Here is a 15,387-nt window from a genome sequence, read left to right as displayed (position 1 = left end):
GTTTCTCCCTTCTCAGATGATGTGCTTGGCGGACAGGATGCCGAACAGCTGCTCCACGGTCTCCTTGCCGCTGCCCTCCAGCATCATGCCGCTGCCCTTGCGGGGAGGCGTAAAGCTCTTGTAGATATTGGTGGGAGAACCCTTCAGGCCGATGGTGTCCACCTCGATGAGGGGATCGTCCTTCAGCGCGTTGTAGTCCAGCACGGTGACGGGCTCGGCGTCGCAGTCCAGGATGCCCCGGATGGTCATGTAGCGGGGGGTGTTCAGCTCCTTGATGCAGGTCAGCAGGCAGGGGGTCTGCACCTGCACGGTCATATAGCCGTCCTCCAGCATACGGCGGACGGTGAGGGTGTCGCCGTGCTTCTCGATGTCGGCCACATAGGACACCTGGGGGATCTCCAGCTTTTCGGCGATCTGGGGGCCCACCTGGGCGGTGTCGCCGTCGATGGCCTGACGGCCGCAGAAGATGATGTCGTCCTTGTCCACGCCCAGGTTCTTGATGGCGGCGGCCAAAATCTGGGAGGTGGCGAAGGTGTCGGAGCCGCCGAACTCACGGGCGGACACCAGCACGGCCTTGTCCACGCCCATGGCCTTCAGCTCCAGCAGCATACCGGCGGCGGGCGGGGGGCCCATGGACACGGCGATAACGGGGCAGCCCAGCTGATCCTTCAGGGCCAGGGCGGCCTCGACGGCGTTCATATCATCGGGGTTGATGATGGTCTGCATGGAGGCACGGTCCAGCGTGCCGTCGGCGTTGACGGCCACCTTGCCGGAGGTATCCGGCACCTGCTTGACACATACGATAAGCTTCATTCTATTCTTGCTCCTTTCCGCATTACTTCAGCAAATTGCCGGAGATGACCATCTGCTGGACCTGAGAGGTCCCCTCGTAGATGGTGAACACGCGGCAGTCGCGGTACTTACGCTCGACGGGGTACTCCTTGATGTACCCGTAGCCGCCGTGGATCTGCACCGCCTTGGCGGCGATCTCGTTGCACGTCTCGGAGGCGAAGTACTTGGCCATGGAGCAGTACATGGAGGCGTTGGGGTCATTTCTGTCCTTCATCTGGGCGGCCATATAGACCAGCTCCTTGGCGGCGGTCAGCTTGGTTGCCATATCCGCCAGCATGAAGGCGATGGCCTGGTTCTTGCAGATGGGCTTGCCGAACTGGACGCGCTCCTTGGAGTACTTGATGGCCTCATCCAGGCAGCCCTGGGCCAGACCGATGGACTGGGCGGACACACCCAGACGGCCGCCGTCCAGGGTCTTCATGGCGTTGATAAAGCCCCTGTTCTCCTTGCCCAGCATATCGCTCTTGTGGACGCGGACATCCTCCAGCACCACGTCGGAGGTGGCGTAGCCCACCAGACCCATCTTGGCCTCGTGCTTGCCGCAGGAGACACCGGGGGCCTTCATGTCCACGATAAAGGCGGAGATACCCTTATTGCCGCGGCTCATGTCGGTCTTGGCGTAGACGATGCAGTAGTCGGCCAGGGGTGCACCGGAGATAAAGCACTTACGGCCGTTGAGGATGTAGTCGTCGCCATCCTTCACGGCGGTGGTGACCATGCTGCTGGCGTCGGAGCCGGCGCCCGGCTCGGTGAGGCCGAAGACGATCTTCACCTTGTTCTCCACGGAGGGACGGAGATACTTCTCCAGCTGCTCGGGGGTGCCCGCCTGCATCAGGGGGCCGCCGCCCAGAGAGTTGGGGGTATTGGCGTACAGGCTGGCCACAGCAGAGACACGGGCAATCTCCTCGATCATGATGACATAGGCCAGGGTGTCGGCACCGGCACCGCCGTATTCGCGGGGAATCTTCAGGCCAAGGAAGCCGCACTTGGCCATCTTGTCCACGATCTCCTCGGGAAACTCGCCGGTCTCCTCCACCTTGTCAAGGACCTCGGTGGTGAGCTCGGTCTCGGCAAACTGGCGGACCAGCTTGCGGATCATTTCATGCTTTGCGTCGAAAATCATAGTTTTCCTCCTGTTAAAGTATGGGTCACTGCTCTGCTCAGCAGGGGATCTCGTGCTTGGACTTACCCTCTGTCAAAATCTCATAGATGCTGTTGACGCCGCACTCGGCCATCTGCTCCGCGGCCTCTTCGGTGAAGAAGGCCATGTGGGGCGTGTGGTACACGTTGACGAAGGAGCGCAGGTACTTCAGCTTGAAGTAGGGCATACCGGGGGTACGGATGATGTCCTCATCGTGGGGAACGTGGATGATGCCGGTCTCGCCGGGGAAGGCATCCATGAACAGCGCGCCGAACTTGCCGGACTCCACTGCCTCGGTGACGGCATCGATATCCATCAGCTCGCCCCGGGCGTTATCGATGAACACCACGCCATCCTTCATCTTGGCGATGGCCTCGCGGTCGATCATGCCGGTGGTCTCCGGCAGCAGCGGGGTGTGGATGGTGATGATGTCGGACTCACGGTACAGGGTGTCCAGGTCTACATACTCGGCGTACGCACGGACGGCGTCGTTCTCATAGACATCGTTGGCGATGATACGGCAGCCGAAGCCGCTGAGGCACTTGATGATGGTGAAGCCGATCTTGCCGGTGCCCATGACGCCCACGGTCATGGTGCGCAGCTCGCGGCCCATCTTGCCCTTCAGGGTGAAGTCGTTGTCGTTGGTGTTGTACAGCGCCTTCTTGAACTTGCGGATGCACATCAGGATGGCCATAACGGTGTATTCCGCCACGCCGTTGGGCGCGTAAGCGCCGTTGCACAGGCGGAAGCCCAGAGAGCGGGCATAGCCGCAGTTCATGTGGTTATAGCCCACACAGCGGCTGGCCAGCACCTGCACGCCATAGCCCTTCAGCTCGTCCAGAACGGCGTTGGAATAGTCGCTCTGGCCCAGGGTGGTAACACCGTCGCAGCCGGCGGCCATATGGGCGGTGGTCTTATCCAGATTTGCGGGAGTGGAGATCAGGTCGATGCCATATTTTTTGCACAGGTTCTCGATAACGGGCTTTTCGTCGGGACGTACTTCATAAGCAGCGATTTTCATGATTCTTCTCCTTCATATTTTCGGGTGGCGGCGCGCTCCTCAACGCGCCGCGCCCTATAGTTTGCTTTTCCTCAAGTCGCCGGGGTGTTCGTGTTCGTCGCGCTCCGCCTACGGCGGAGAGATTTTTCGTTCTGCCGATGGCAAACCGGCGATGGCGTACCGTGTGTACGTCGAGACGGTTTGACGATGGCAGGGCGGAAAATATCCCGCCGTCAGTCTTTCAGGGAAGGATCCATGGGCACCGCCTCGCCGGCGGCGATCATGGCGGCCACCTGCTCGTCGGTGTAGCCCAGGTTCTTCAGCACCAGTTCGGTCTGCTCGCCCAGGTACGGACCGCGGTTATAGGGCGGCAGCTCCGTCTCCTCGAAGATAACGGGAGGCCGGACCATGGTGCGTTTATTGCCGTTGGAATATTCCATCTCGTAGAAGCAGCCGGAGGCCCATGCCTGCTTATCCACCAGCAGCTGGTCCCAGGTCTGGGCCACGGCGTAGGGCAGATCGTTGGCGTCCATCAGCTTGCACCACTCGTCCAGGGTGCGGCTGGCCATCTCGGCCACCAGGAAGTCGTAGAACTCCTCGATGTTGGCCTGTAGGTTGGTCTGGGGATAGTAGCGTGGATCCTCGGCCAGCTCGGGATGGCCGATGGCGCTCATAAAGATGGGATAGTGGCGGTTGTACTGGGGCATGGCGATCTGGAGCCACTTGTTGTCCTTGGTCTTGTGGGCCACCACCAGGGGATTGGGCAGGGTACGGCGGGACAGGGGGTACTGGGTGGTGGGGTCGCCGTACTGGCTGGCCTGCAGCAGCAGGGAGACATCCCAGATGGCACTGTGGAACAGGGAGACCACCACGCGGTCGCCGATGCCCGTCTCGCGGGCGCGGTACAGGGCCGCCAGCACGCCGGAGGCCAGGTACATACCCACCTGATGGTCGCCGAAGCCGGCGATGGTCAGCATGGGCAGGGCGTCCTTGTCAAACAGGGTGCCCAGGATACCGCCGCGGGCAAAGAAAGCGGTGAAGTCGAAGCCGGGCAGGTCCTTGTCGGGGCCCTTCTCGCCGTAGCCGGACACGAAGCCATACACCAGCCTGGGGTACTTGGCGTGGAGCGTCTCATAGTCCAGACCGGCCTTTTTCAGAGGGTTCTGCCGCCAGTTGGTGATGAAGATGTCCGCCTCGGCGATGAGCTTCTCCAGTGCCTCACGGCCGGCGGGGGTCTTGGTGTTCAGGCAGACGCAGGTCTTGCCGGCGTTCTCCAGATCGTAGGAGGTGTTCTCCTTCTGGTCCTGGGGACGGCCCTCGTTGACGGCGGTATAGCGCAGGGGGTCGCCGGCGGGAGCCTCGACCTTGATGACCTCGGCGCCCAGATCCGCCAGAAAGCGGGCGCAGCAGGGGGCGGCGATAAAGGTGGCCAGCTCCAGCACCTTTACGCCCTCGAGGGGACGCTTTACTTCACTCATATCGTTCCTCCATGTATGTTAATAAATGGTGTGTTGCTTACATTTTCAGCAGGTCGCGGAAGGTCTCGAGGTTGGTTCGCACCTGCTCAAACCGCACCATCTGACGGTCCACCTCCACCAGCGTCAGGGGCAGGTCGGCGGCCTCGCAGGCCTTCTTGATCATCACATAGTCGAACTCCTCCGGGTCGCAGAACTTGGTCAGCACCACCAGAACACCCTTGGCGCTTCTCGCCTTGGCGGTGTCCACGATCCACTTCACCCGGTTCTTCTCCTGATCGTACAGCACAGAGCAGTTGCCCATGGCGGCGAACTTCTCGGCCAGCGCGTTCAGGGCGTCATCGCGCTCCGGTGCGTCGGTGCGGTACTGGCGGGACTGGGCGGCCACGTCGTCGGCCACGATGTGCAGACCCATTTCGTCCAGAATGGCGTTCAGCGCCGGGGCGTCCGTCAGGATGCCGGAGATGACGATGGGCAGCTTCTCCGCGGCGGGAGTCTTGGCTTCCAGCTTCTCAATGAGCGCCTCCACCAGATCGGTGTGCTCCTCCTTGGTCATGAAGAAGGCGCTCTTGAAGATGTCGCTGCGCTGGGCGGCGGTGATCTCCGGGTGAACAGCCAGCAGCTCGTCGATCTTCCGCATGGCGGCGTTGTGGCGGTTGTAGATCTTGATGGAGGCAAGCAGCTTCTCCTCGGAGAAGGCGCCGCCCAGCTTCTCCAGGTCGCGGATCACGCGCTCATAGCCGGCCTTGGTATAGGCCACGCCGTAGACGGGCTTGCGGTTCTGGGGATAGGTCATGGGGATGAAGGGGATGGACGGCACGGCGTACTTCCAGTTCTCGCCCACGGTCTTGAGGGTATCGCACAAGGAGGGGATGACGATAGCGGACGCGCCCTCGTAGGCACCGCTGATGCCCAGCTCCAGCAGGGACTGGACAATGGCGCACAGGAAGGCGGGACAGTATTCCTTGGCGCGGTTCAGCGCTACATCGCCGCCCCAGGCTCCCATAGGGACGAAGCCCATGGCGTGGATAAGCTCCTCGGGAGTGTAAACAGGAGCGCACAGGACGATCTTTTTGCCCTGCGCCAGATAGCCGTCCATCTGCGCGCGGGGAGAGGCTGCTGCCTCATGCAGCTTGTTGAGGATGTCGTTCATGCCTTACACTCCTTTCGCAGCCTTGTTGGCTTCCATGATCTCCGTCAGACCCTGCACACGGGTGTCGTACTGGGCCTCGGAGAAGTTGCGGGGGTCGGCCTGATCGCCGTCGAAGCTGACCACGGGGATATCGCAGGCCTTGCCGATCTGGCGGCTCATCTCGTACATGAAGCCGCTCCACAGCTTGCAGGAGCGGTTGGTATGCACCAGCATACCCTCCACATGGTTGTCCTTGCAGAGCTTGATGCGCTTGTCGCGGCTCATCTCCAAATTGATGGCGTTGGGCACCTTGCAGTAGGCGCGGATCATCTCGTCAAAGGTGTTGTAGTCGAAGCCGAAGGCGTCGGCGTAGATCGTCGTGACCATGTTGATGCCACGGGACTTCAGGCCGGTGCTGGTGGCACGCAGGTACGGCCAGCAGGCGATGCCCTCAAACATGATGCGGTACTTCTCCTCGCCGCGGAAGGTGGAGGTACCGTTTTTGTGGTTGTCCTCGTACTCCTTCAGCAGCGTCTCCATGGCGTCGGCGGCGGTGGACTTGCCCCGGGCCGTGACCATGACGGCCATGTGGTTCAGCAGGTCGAAGCCGTTGAAGGGGGACGGCACATACCTGGCGCAGCCGGTGGCCGCCAGCCAGGCGCGGCTGGAACGGCAGCTGAAGCCGGTGACCTCCTGGAACTTCTCGTCAGACCACTTCTTGCCGGTGATCTCCTCCAGCTGCTTCACGGCATCCCAGAACTGGCCGGTGACGTAGGCCACCTCCGCGTCGGACACCTCATAGTCGGGATTGAAGGGGATATCCAGCAGGATCATGGGGATATTCAGCTCACGGGCCAGGTTCTCGTACCACTTGATCATGCAGGAGCAGATGTTGCTGCAGCACAGCAGTACGTCGGGCATGGCCACGTCCTGCTCGGGACAGGACTTCAGCTTGGCGTAGGCCAGGGACACGCGGGCGTAGGCGCAGATGTCGTTGGAGTAGCCCTCGGACTCCGCCACCTCGCACATTCTCGTGCCCGCGCCGCGGGCGGCGATGCCGGCGGCCTGATTTTCGGGATACACGGTGGCGATGCCCATAGTCTCCGGGATCTCCACAGGGAAGTTGCTGGAGACCCAAGCCACCTTCTCGCCCCGCTTCTTGGCCTCGATGGCATCCACATAGGCGTCCGCCGCGATCTTGCCCAGCTTATACTTGGCGGAATTGGGATCCACCGGCTTAGGCACCTTCTTCACTTCTTCTGCCATTTCAGTTCCTCCTCACAGCTTTTATCGAAACATATTTCTGTTTATTCATGTCGTCTGCTTATATGCCCACAGGGCCGCGCCGATGGCGCCGAAATACTGGGCCAGCGGGTCCACACTGACGGGGACGTTCAGCTCGTCGCTGAGCGCCTGCCGCACCGCGTCATTCCGGGCCACACCGCCGGAGAGACAGACCTGCTCCGTGACGCCCGCCCGCCGGGCCAGGGCCGCCACGCGGCTGGCCACGCTGCGGCAGATGCCCGCCACCAGGTCGGGGCGCCTGACGCCGTTAGCCAGCTGACTGATGACCTCGCTCTCGGCGAACACGGTGCAGGTGCTGGAGATAGCGGCGGGGGCCGCGGCCTTGGCGGCCTCGGCATCCAGATCGTCCACATCCAGGCGGAGGATAGAGGCCATCACATCCAGAAACCGCCCTGTACCGGCGGCGCACTTATCGTTCATGACGAAGTTTACCATCTTGCCGGAGGGCGACAGGGCGATGACCTTGGCATCCTGCCCGCCGATGTCGATGACGGTACGCAGGTCCGGGAACACGAAGCGCCCGCCCAGGGCGTGGGCCGTCAGCTCGCTGATCTCGCCGTCGGCGCCCTCGTAGTTTTTGCGGCCGTAGCCGGTGACAAAGGCGCAGGCCATATCGGCCCGGGTCAGGCCGCTGGTCTGCCACAGCTGCGCCAGCGCCTCCTCCGGCCCGCCGGTGCCCAGGCCGCCGGTTTGGAGGCTGTGGGCCACCAGCTCTTTTCCGTCTTTAAGAACGGCGCACTTGGAAGTGGTGCTGCCGATGTCGATACCTAAGGTGTACATGGAAACCTCCCTGACCGGGCGCGTAAACGGCGCCACTGGTCTTACCAGTTTACTTATATTATACGGGTTTGTGAAATTTGCGTCAATTATGCGAATTGCCAAAGAAATAACAATTATTTGTGCATTGTACCGAGCCGCACTTTAAATGATTAAAACTTTCCGGATTTTTCCGGGACAATGTTGCGTTTTCTTTGGAAACTCGTCATGGCAGTATGGGAAAGCCGCATGGCGCGCTCGCGCCATGCGGCTTTCTGCGGTTCACGGCTCCAGGTCGTGTTTGTCCAGCTTCATGTTCCGGTAGGCCTTGGGCAGGCCGGGGGCGATGAGGGGAAAGGTGTTCTCCGTGTCAGACGTGGGCTGAATGTTATAGGTGCCGTACATATTCACCAGGTCGAAGCTGCTGCGCGGTACGCCGGGAAAGTGGTGGACGTCCGGTGTAGCGTCATAGGGAAAGCCCTCCCGGCTGCGCTTGCGTTTGGGCATAAAAATCACCTCCGGCCTTAGTATGGCCGGAGGCAGTGGGTTTATGAGTTTCAGCGGTAGACCTCCGCGTCGAAGTCGCGGACGATCTCGTCCCGCTTCTCGTCGCGGACGTAGACGCAGTTCGTCTCGTCAAAGGCCAGGCGCATGGCGAAATCCTTGGCCTCGTAAATATCGTTTGTCTCGAAGAAGTCGCGATAGGCCTCCTCCGGCTCGTGGCTCTTGCGCCAGATAACGTGAAAACGCATAGACACTCCTCCTGCAAAATGGGGGTAATTTTTAGTATACCCCCGCCGGAAGCAAAAAGCAACGGTGGGTTTTGCCAAAAAACACAGTCAAAGTTCGTCACATTTTCCCCCGGGAAAGTTGTGATTTCTTCTTTCCCTGCCCCACAAGATATTGTATAATAGCAGACGATATTTTGGAGAGACAGAGGTGGATCAGGGTGAAGATCGGATTTGACAACGAAAAGTACCTGCAATTACAGGCGGAGCACATCACGGCGCGGCGCGCCCAGTTCGGCGGCAAGCTGTATCTGGAGTTCGGCGGCAAGCTGTTTGACGATTACCACGCCTCCCGTGTGCTGCCGGGGTTCCAGCCGGACAGCAAGATACGGATGCTGCAGACGCTGAAGGACGACGTGGAGATCGTGGTGGCCATCTGCGCCGGGGACATCGAGAAGAACAAGATGCGCGGCGACCTGGGTATCAGCTACGACGTGGACGTGCTGCGGCTGATCGACGTATTCCGGGGGCTGGGCTTCTATGTGGGCAGCGTGGTCATCACCCAGTACGCCGGCCAGCCGGCGGCGGACGCCTTTATCAAGCGGCTGAGCGCCCTTGGCGTGAAGAGCTATAAGCACTATCCCATCGCCGGGTATCCCTCGGACGTGGCGCACATCGTGTCCGACGAGGGCCTGGGCAAGAACGAATATATTGAGACGACCCGGCCGCTGATCGTGGTGACGGCCCCCGGCCCCGGCAGCGGCAAGATGGCCACCTGCCTGAGCCAGCTGTACCACGACAACCGGCGGGGTATCCGGGCGGGCTACGCCAAGTACGAGACGTTCCCCATCTGGAACCTGCCGCTGAAGCACCCGGTGAACCTGGCCTATGAGGCGGCCACGGCAGACCTGAACGACGTGAACATGATCGACCCGTTCCACCTGGAGGCCTACGGCAAGACCACGGTGAATTACAACCGGGACGTGGAGATCTTCCCGGTGCTGGCGGCCATGTTCCGGATGATCCAGGGCGAGTGCCCCTACAAGTCCCCCACGGACATGGGCGTGAACATGGCGGGCTTCGCCATCGTGGACGACGCGGTGTGTCAGGAGGCCAGCCGGATGGAGATCCTGCGCCGGTACTACACCGGGTGCGTGGAACGGGCCAAGGGGCAGGCGGACGAGTGCGTGGTGCGGAAGCTGGAGCTGGTGATGCAGCAGGCCGGCGTGACGCCGGACATCTGCCCGGCGGTGGCGGCCTCGCTGGAAAAGGCGGAGGCCACCGGAAAGCCGGCGGGCGCCATGGTGCTGCCGGACGGCAGCGTGGTGACCGGGCGGACCTCTCCCCTGCTGGGCGCGTCGGCGGCGCTGCTGCTGAACGCGCTGAAGAAGATGGCGGGCATTGACCACAAGCTGGACCTGATCCCCCCGTCGGTGATCGAACCTATCAGCGCCATGAAGACCGGCTGCCTGGGCCACCGAAATCCCCGGCTGCACTCGGATGAGGTGCTGATCGCGCTGGCGATCTCCGGTCTGACGAATCCCCTGGCGGCCATGGTGCAGGCGCAGCTGAAGAACCTGCGGGGCTGCGAGGCCCACTTCTCGGTCATCATCTCCGAGGAGGACGCCAAGCTGTATAAGCGGCTGGGCATCAACGTCAGCTGCGAGGCGAAATATGAGGTCAAGAGCCTGTATCACAAGTAAATAAGCGTCTGTGCCCGCGCCGTGCGCGGGCACAGCTTTCTGAAAGGAGCACATATGCAGAGCATCGCACAGATATTGGCATCGGAGCTGGGCCAGCCGGTCCAGTACGTGGAAAACGTTATCGCGCTGCTGGACGAGGGCAGCACCATTCCGTTCATCGCCCGCTACCGCAAGGAACAGCACGGCTCCATGGACGACACCACCCTGCGAAAGCTGGAGGACCGGCTGCAATACCTGCGGAACCTGGACAAGCGGCGGCAGGAGGTCAAGTCCGCCATCGAGGGACAGGGCAAGCTGACCGATGCGCTGGCGGCGGCCATCGACAGCGCCGCCACGCTGGCGGAGGTGGAGGACCTGTACCGTCCCTACAAGCAAAAGCGGCGCACCCGGGCCACGGTGGCCCGGGAGAAGGGGCTGGAGCCCCTGGCGCAGCTGCTGCTGGCGCAGGAGAAGGACTGTCCCGCGCCGGAGGCGGCCGCACAGGCGTACATCGATCCGGAGAAGGGCGTGGAGACCGCGGCCGACGCATTGCAGGGCGCCAACGACATCATCGCGGAGATCATCAGCGACGACGCGGACATCCGCAAGGCACTGCGGGGCCTGCTGATGCGGCAGGGACAGCTGAGAAGCCTTGCCGCCACGGAGGAGGACAGCGTGTACCGACTGTACTACGACTTTGAACAGGCCATTCCCAAGCTGGCGGGGCACCAGATCCTGGCCATCAACCGGGGCGAAAAAGAGGGGCTGCTCTCCGTCACGGTACTGCTGGACCGGGAGGCCGCGCTGCCGGCACTGCGGCGGGCGGTGGTAAAGCCCGTCTCGGCGGCCATGGAATTCATCAAGGCCGCCTGTGAGGACGCCTATGACCGGCTGATCTATCCGTCGCTGGAGCGCGAGGCGCGGTCCGCCCTGACGGACAGCGCCAACGAGGGCGCTATCGGACAGTTCGCGCTGAACCTGAAGCCGCTGCTGCTCCAGCCGCCGGTAAAGGGCCACGTGACCATGGGGCTGGACCCCGGCTATGCCCACGGGTGCAAGGTGGCGGTCATCGACGGCACCGGCAAGGTGCTGGACACCACGGTGGTCTACCCCACCTACGGCGAACGTCAGAAGCGGGAGGCCATCGCCAAGCTGACGGCCCTGTGCAAAAAACACGGCGTGGCGCACATCGCCATCGGCAACGGCACTGCCAGCCGGGAGACAGAGCAGATGACGGTGGAGATGCTGCGGGGCCTTCCGGGCGTCAGCTATATGATCGTCAACGAGGCGGGCGCGTCGGTGTACTCCGCCGGCAAGCTGGCGGCGGAGGAGTTCCCGGACTACGATGTGAACCTGCGCTCGGCCATCTCCATCGCCCGGCGGTTACAGGACCCGCTGGCGGAGCTGGTGAAGATCGACCCCAAGGCCATCGGCGTGGGGCAGTACCAGCACGATATGCCGCAAAAGCGGCTGGACGAGGCACTATGCGGCGTGGTGGAGGACTGCGTCAACGCCGTGGGTGTTGACCTGAACACCGCCAGCGCCAGCCTGCTGGGCTATGTATCCGGGCTGAACGGCACCACGGCGAAGAACATCGTGGCGTACCGGGAGGCCAACGGCGCCTTCCCGGACCGGAAGCGCCTTTTGAAGGTTCCGAAGCTGGGGCCCAAGGCCTATGAGCAGTGCGCGGGCTTTTTGCGGGTGCCGGAGAGCAAAAACGTGCTGGACAACACCGGCGTACACCCGGAGAGCTATGGGGCGGCGGAGAAGCTGCTAGCCCTGTGCGGCTGCGGCGACGAAGACGTGCGCCGGGGCGCGGTGGACGGATTGATGCGGAAGGTGCAGGCCATGGGCGAGGCAAAGGTGGCTGAGGAGATCGGCGTGGGCGTGCCCACACTGCGGGACGTGGTGAAGGAGCTGATGAAGCCCGGACGTGACCTGCGGAGCGACCTGCCGGCACCCATCCTCCGCACCGATGTGCTGGACATGAAGGACCTGAAGCCCGGCATGGTGCTCACCGGAACGGTGCGGAACGTGATCGACTTCGGCGTATTCGTGGACATCGGCGTGCATCAGGATGGGCTGGTACACATCTCGCAGGTGTGCAGCAGGTTCATCAAGCACCCCTCCGAGGTGGTGGCCGTGGGCGACATCGTGAAGGTGCTGGTGCTGGACGTGGACGAGAAAAAGCACCGCATCAGCCTGTCCATGAAGCAGGTGAAGGAATAAAAAAGAAACCGCCCCCGGGGCGGTTTCTTTTTTATTTGTCTTTTACTCGATGACGGGGAGCTTTTTGACCACGGCGGCGCAGCGGGGGCACAGGTCGGGGTGCTCGCTGTCGCTGCCCACGGTGGGCAGGACCTTCCAGCAGCGGGCACACTTGGCGCCGTTGGCGGGGCGAACGGCCACCTTCTGCTCCGCGTCCACGTCCACGCGGACCTGGGAGACGATAAACAGGTCGGCCACCTGGGCGGCGTCCATGGATGCCAGGAAGCCATCCTCCGGCGTAACGGTCAGGTCCACCTCAGCCTCCAGGCTCTTGCCGATGGTCTTGTTGGCACGGGCAGTCTCCAGCGCGCCGTTGACGGCGGTGCGGAGGGCGGCGATACGGGCCCAACGGGCCATCTCGTCCTCGGAGAGGGCGTAGCCGTTATAGGGTAGCACCATCTCGTTGAACAGGACGTTGCGCGCGTCATCGCAGGAGCGATGGGGCATGGCCAGCCAGATCTCATCGCAGGTAAAGGCCAGAATGGGGGCAAACAGACGGGTCATAGCGTCCAGGATCAGGAACAGGGCGGTCTGGGCGCTGCGGCGGGAGAGGCCCTCGGCCTCGTCGCAGTACAGGCGGTCCTTGAGAATATCGAAGTAGAAGGAACTCAGGTCCACCACGCAGAAGTCGTTGATCATGTGGGACACCACATGGAACTCGTAGTTGTCGTAGGCGGCATAAGCCTTGGTCAGCAGGTCGTTCAGGCGGGTGATGGCCCACTTGTCCAGGGGCAGCATCTCGCCCGGCTCCACCAGATGATCGGCGTCGAAGCCGGTCAGATTGTCCAGGCAGAACTTGGCGGTGTTGCGGAACTTCAGGTAGTTCTGGCTCAGCTGCTTGAAGATCTCGTCGGAGCAGCGGACGTCCACATGGTAATCGGAGCTGCCGGCCCACAGGCGCAGCAGATCGGCGCCGTACTTGTTGAAGATCTCGGCGGGGTCCATGCCGTTGCCCAGAGACTTGTGCATAGCCTTGCCCTCGCCGTCCACGGTCCAGCCGTGGGTGACGCACTCCTTGAACGGTGCGCCGCGGCCCAGAGCACCCACGGCCACCAGCAGGGAGGACTGGAACCAGCCGCGATACTGATCCAGGCCCTCGATGTACATGGTGGCAGGCCAGAAGCCCTGATCGCGCTCCATGGCGGCAAAGTGGGTGGAGCCGGAGTCGAACCAGCCGTCCAGCGTGTCCGTCTCCTTATCAAATCCGGCGGCCTTGCCGCAGTGGGGGCAGGTGAAGCCCTTGGGCAGGATGTCGGCGGCGTCTCTGTCGAACCAGGCGTTGGAGCCCTCCTTCTCAAACAGCCCGGCCACGGCCTCGATGCTCTCGGGGGTGCAGACGGGCTTGCCGCAGTCCTTGCAGTAGAACACGGGGATCGGCAGGCCCCAGCGGCGCTGGCGGCTGATGCACCAGTCGGTGCGCTCCAGGATCATGGAGCGCATACGGTCCTTGCCCCAGGCGGGCACCCAGCGGACGTCCTCGCAGGCGGCGATGGCCTCGTCCTTGAAGCTGTCCACGGAGCAGAACCACTGGGGGGTGGCACGGAAGATGATGGGCTGCTTACAGCGCCAGCAGTGGGGGTAGCTGTGGACGATGTCCTCGCTGGCGAACAGCGTGCCGTTGTCCTTCATATCCTGCAGGATGACGGGGTTGGACGCATCGGTGGTCATGCCCTCGTACTTGCCGGCGTAGGCGGTGTGCTTGCCCTGATCGTCCACGGGCACTACCATGTCCATGCCGTAGCGCTTGCAGGTCACATAGTCGTCGGCACCGAAGCCGGGTGCGGTGTGGACGCAGCCGGTACCGGAGTCCATGGTGACGTAATCCGCCAGCACCAGGCGGGAGGTCTTGGGCAGGAAGGGATGGTCGGCCAGCATATTCTCGAAGAAGGAGCCGGGGTGCGTCTCCACGATCTCGTAGCTGTCGAAGCCGCCGATCTTCATGACCTTCTCGACCAGTGCCTCGGCCATGATGTACATCTCGCCGTTGGGCGCCTTGACCACGGCGTAGCTCTCGTCGGGGTGCAGGGCGATGGCCAGATTGCCGGGCAGGGTCCAGACGGTGGTGGTCCAGATCACGAAGTACAGCTTGCTGTGGTCCAGATGGCCCAGCTTGCCCTGATCGTCGTGCATGGGAAACTTGACGTAGACGGTGGTGCAGGGATCGTCCTTATACTCGATCTCCGCCTCGGCCAGGGCCGTCTCGTCGTGGGGGCACCAATACACGGGCTTCAGGCCCTTGTAGATGTGACCGTTCTGGTACATTCTGCCGAACACACGGACCTCCTGGGCCTCGAAGCCGGGATCCATGGTCTTGTAGGGGTGCTCCCAGTCGCCCACCACGCCCATGCGCTTGAAGCCGTCGCGCTGCACGTCGATGTAGTGGTCGGCGAACTCATGGCAGGCACTGCGGAACTCAGAGACGCTCATGGCCTTGTGGTTCAGCTTGTTCTGCTTGATGATGGCGGACTCGATGGGCATACCGTGGTTGTCCCAGCCGGGGATATAGGGGGTATAGTAGCCGCGCATCGCGTACATGCGGGTGATAAAGTCCTTCAGGGACTTGTTCAGGGCGTGGCCCATGTGCAGCGCGCCGTTAGAGAACGGAGGGCCGTCGTGGAGGGAGAACAGGGGCTTGCCCTCGTTCTTCTTCAGCAGCTCATTGTAAAGGTCCAGCTCTTCCCAGTGCTTCAGCATCTCCGGCTCGCGGGCGGGCAGGCCGGCGCGCATGGGAAAGCCGCTTTTGGGCATATTCAGTGTCTTCTTGTACTCCATGTTGCTTCTCCTTTATCTGAATAGTTTTGAAAACAAAATAAAAAGCGCCTTTGTCTCGTTCAAGAGACAAAGGCGCGGAAAAACGTCCTCTGCGGTACCACTCTCGTTGCCGCCGGGGCGGCCACTCATTCCCCACGGAATGGGGCGGGGAGAAGGTAACGGCTCCCTTGCCGTCCGCGCTTACTTGGCGAGCTTTCAGGCGGATGCTCCGGGGTGATGTTCGGTGTCCCTGTCCCGTCCGCCTTGCACCAAACGGCGGCTCTCTTCGCGTGGACA

Annotated in this window: 12 protein-coding genes; 2 read left to right on the top strand and 10 right to left on the bottom strand. The window is 62.3% G+C overall.

Annotation, left to right across the window (positions count from 1 at the left end):
- Positions 1 to 12: 12 nt before the first annotated feature.
- The 9 genes from acrB to ACOMDU_RS03005 all read right to left on the bottom strand — a co-directional run bounded on the left by acrB (position 13) and on the right by ACOMDU_RS03005 (position 8,413).
- Positions 13 to 813 (bottom strand): acryloyl-CoA reductase electron transfer subunit gamma, encoded by an 801-nt coding sequence (acrB, locus tag ACOMDU_RS03045; protein WP_421128970.1) that lies wholly within the window; start codon positions 811 to 813, stop codon positions 13 to 15.
- Between the two features lie 22 nt (positions 814 to 835).
- Complete coding sequence (locus ACOMDU_RS03040; protein ID WP_421128969.1) at positions 836 to 1,975, bottom strand: acyl-CoA dehydrogenase family protein; 1,140 nt, start codon at positions 1,973 to 1,975, stop codon at positions 836 to 838.
- A gap of 37 nt (positions 1,976 to 2,012) precedes the next feature.
- The gene (locus ACOMDU_RS03035; RefSeq protein ID WP_421128968.1) at positions 2,013 to 3,014 is read right to left on the bottom strand and encodes an NAD(P)-dependent oxidoreductase; all 1,002 of its coding nucleotides are present in this window, start codon (positions 3,012 to 3,014) and stop codon (positions 2,013 to 2,015) included.
- A 212-nt stretch (positions 3,015 to 3,226) separates the two neighbouring features.
- Positions 3,227 to 4,471, bottom strand: coding sequence for a CaiB/BaiF CoA transferase family protein (locus ACOMDU_RS03030; protein WP_421128967.1), 1,245 nt, complete (start codon positions 4,469 to 4,471; stop codon positions 3,227 to 3,229).
- 37 nt (positions 4,472 to 4,508) lie between these two features.
- Positions 4,509 to 5,621, bottom strand: coding sequence for a 2-hydroxyacyl-CoA dehydratase subunit D (locus ACOMDU_RS03025; RefSeq protein ID WP_421128966.1), 1,113 nt, complete (start codon positions 5,619 to 5,621; stop codon positions 4,509 to 4,511).
- Positions 5,622 to 5,624: 3 nt separating this feature from the next.
- Positions 5,625 to 6,866 carry a 2-hydroxyacyl-CoA dehydratase subunit D gene (locus ACOMDU_RS03020; protein ID WP_421128965.1) on the bottom strand — a complete coding sequence of 414 codons (1,242 nt, stop codon included), beginning with the start codon at positions 6,864 to 6,866 and terminating at the stop codon, positions 5,625 to 5,627.
- 45 nt (positions 6,867 to 6,911) lie between these two features.
- Positions 6,912 to 7,685 carry an acyl-CoA dehydratase activase gene (locus ACOMDU_RS03015; protein ID WP_421128964.1) on the bottom strand — a complete coding sequence of 258 codons (774 nt, stop codon included), beginning with the start codon at positions 7,683 to 7,685 and terminating at the stop codon, positions 6,912 to 6,914.
- Between the two features lie 258 nt (positions 7,686 to 7,943).
- Positions 7,944 to 8,168, bottom strand: coding sequence for a hypothetical protein (locus tag ACOMDU_RS03010; RefSeq protein ID WP_421128963.1), 225 nt, complete (start codon positions 8,166 to 8,168; stop codon positions 7,944 to 7,946).
- 50 nt (positions 8,169 to 8,218) lie between these two features.
- A complete protein-coding gene (locus ACOMDU_RS03005) occupies positions 8,219 to 8,413 on the bottom strand; it encodes a hypothetical protein (protein WP_022136152.1) in 195 nt (64 codons plus the stop codon).
- A gap of 197 nt (positions 8,414 to 8,610) precedes the next feature.
- Between ACOMDU_RS03005 and ACOMDU_RS03000 the strand changes: the two genes are divergently transcribed.
- Both ACOMDU_RS03000 and ACOMDU_RS02995 read left to right on the top strand, forming a co-directional pair.
- The gene (locus ACOMDU_RS03000) at positions 8,611 to 10,092 is read left to right on the top strand and encodes a DUF1846 domain-containing protein (RefSeq protein WP_421128962.1); all 1,482 of its coding nucleotides are present in this window, start codon (positions 8,611 to 8,613) and stop codon (positions 10,090 to 10,092) included.
- Between the two features lie 54 nt (positions 10,093 to 10,146).
- Positions 10,147 to 12,300 carry a Tex family protein gene (locus tag ACOMDU_RS02995; RefSeq protein WP_421128960.1) on the top strand — a complete coding sequence of 718 codons (2,154 nt, stop codon included), beginning with the start codon at positions 10,147 to 10,149 and terminating at the stop codon, positions 12,298 to 12,300.
- Between the two features lie 42 nt (positions 12,301 to 12,342).
- Here ACOMDU_RS02995 and ileS read toward each other — a convergent pair whose 3' ends face one another.
- Positions 12,343 to 15,111, bottom strand: a complete 2,769-nt coding sequence (gene ileS, locus ACOMDU_RS02990; protein ID WP_421128959.1) for an isoleucine--tRNA ligase — start codon at positions 15,109 to 15,111, stop codon at positions 12,343 to 12,345.
- Between the last annotated feature and the right edge of the window lie 276 nt (positions 15,112 to 15,387).

Source organism: Vescimonas sanitatis, assembly GCF_049060325.1.
Lineage (GTDB): Bacteria > Bacillota > Clostridia > Oscillospirales > Oscillospiraceae > Vescimonas > Vescimonas sanitatis.
This window is presented reverse-complemented; position numbering and strand designations above follow the sequence as displayed.

Bases quoted from the DNA above. Each gene is read 5' to 3' on its own strand.
- acrB (WP_421128970.1), bottom strand. From the start codon at position 813: ATGAAGCTTATCGTATGTGTCAAGCAGGTGCCGGATACCTCCGGCAAG.
- ACOMDU_RS03040 (WP_421128969.1), bottom strand. From the start codon at position 1,975: ATGATTTTCGACGCAAAGCATGAAATGATCCGCAAGCTGGTCCGCCAG.
- ACOMDU_RS03035 (WP_421128968.1), bottom strand. From the start codon at position 3,014: ATGAAAATCGCTGCTTATGAAGTACGTCCCGACGAAAAGCCCGTTATC.
- ACOMDU_RS03030 (WP_421128967.1), bottom strand. From the start codon at position 4,471: ATGAGTGAAGTAAAGCGTCCCCTCGAGGGCGTAAAGGTGCTGGAGCTG.
- ACOMDU_RS03025 (WP_421128966.1), bottom strand. From the start codon at position 5,621: ATGAACGACATCCTCAACAAGCTGCATGAGGCAGCAGCCTCTCCCCGC.
- ACOMDU_RS03020 (WP_421128965.1), bottom strand. From the start codon at position 6,866: ATGGCAGAAGAAGTGAAGAAGGTGCCTAAGCCGGTGGATCCCAATTCC.
- ACOMDU_RS03015 (WP_421128964.1), bottom strand. From the start codon at position 7,685: ATGTACACCTTAGGTATCGACATCGGCAGCACCACTTCCAAGTGCGCC.
- ACOMDU_RS03010 (WP_421128963.1), bottom strand. From the start codon at position 8,168: ATGCCCAAACGCAAGCGCAGCCGGGAGGGCTTTCCCTATGACGCTACA.
- ACOMDU_RS03005 (WP_022136152.1), bottom strand. From the start codon at position 8,413: ATGCGTTTTCACGTTATCTGGCGCAAGAGCCACGAGCCGGAGGAGGCC.
- ACOMDU_RS02995 (WP_421128960.1), top strand. From the start codon at position 10,147: ATGCAGAGCATCGCACAGATATTGGCATCGGAGCTGGGCCAGCCGGTC.
- ileS (WP_421128959.1), bottom strand. From the start codon at position 15,111: ATGGAGTACAAGAAGACACTGAATATGCCCAAAAGCGGCTTTCCCATG.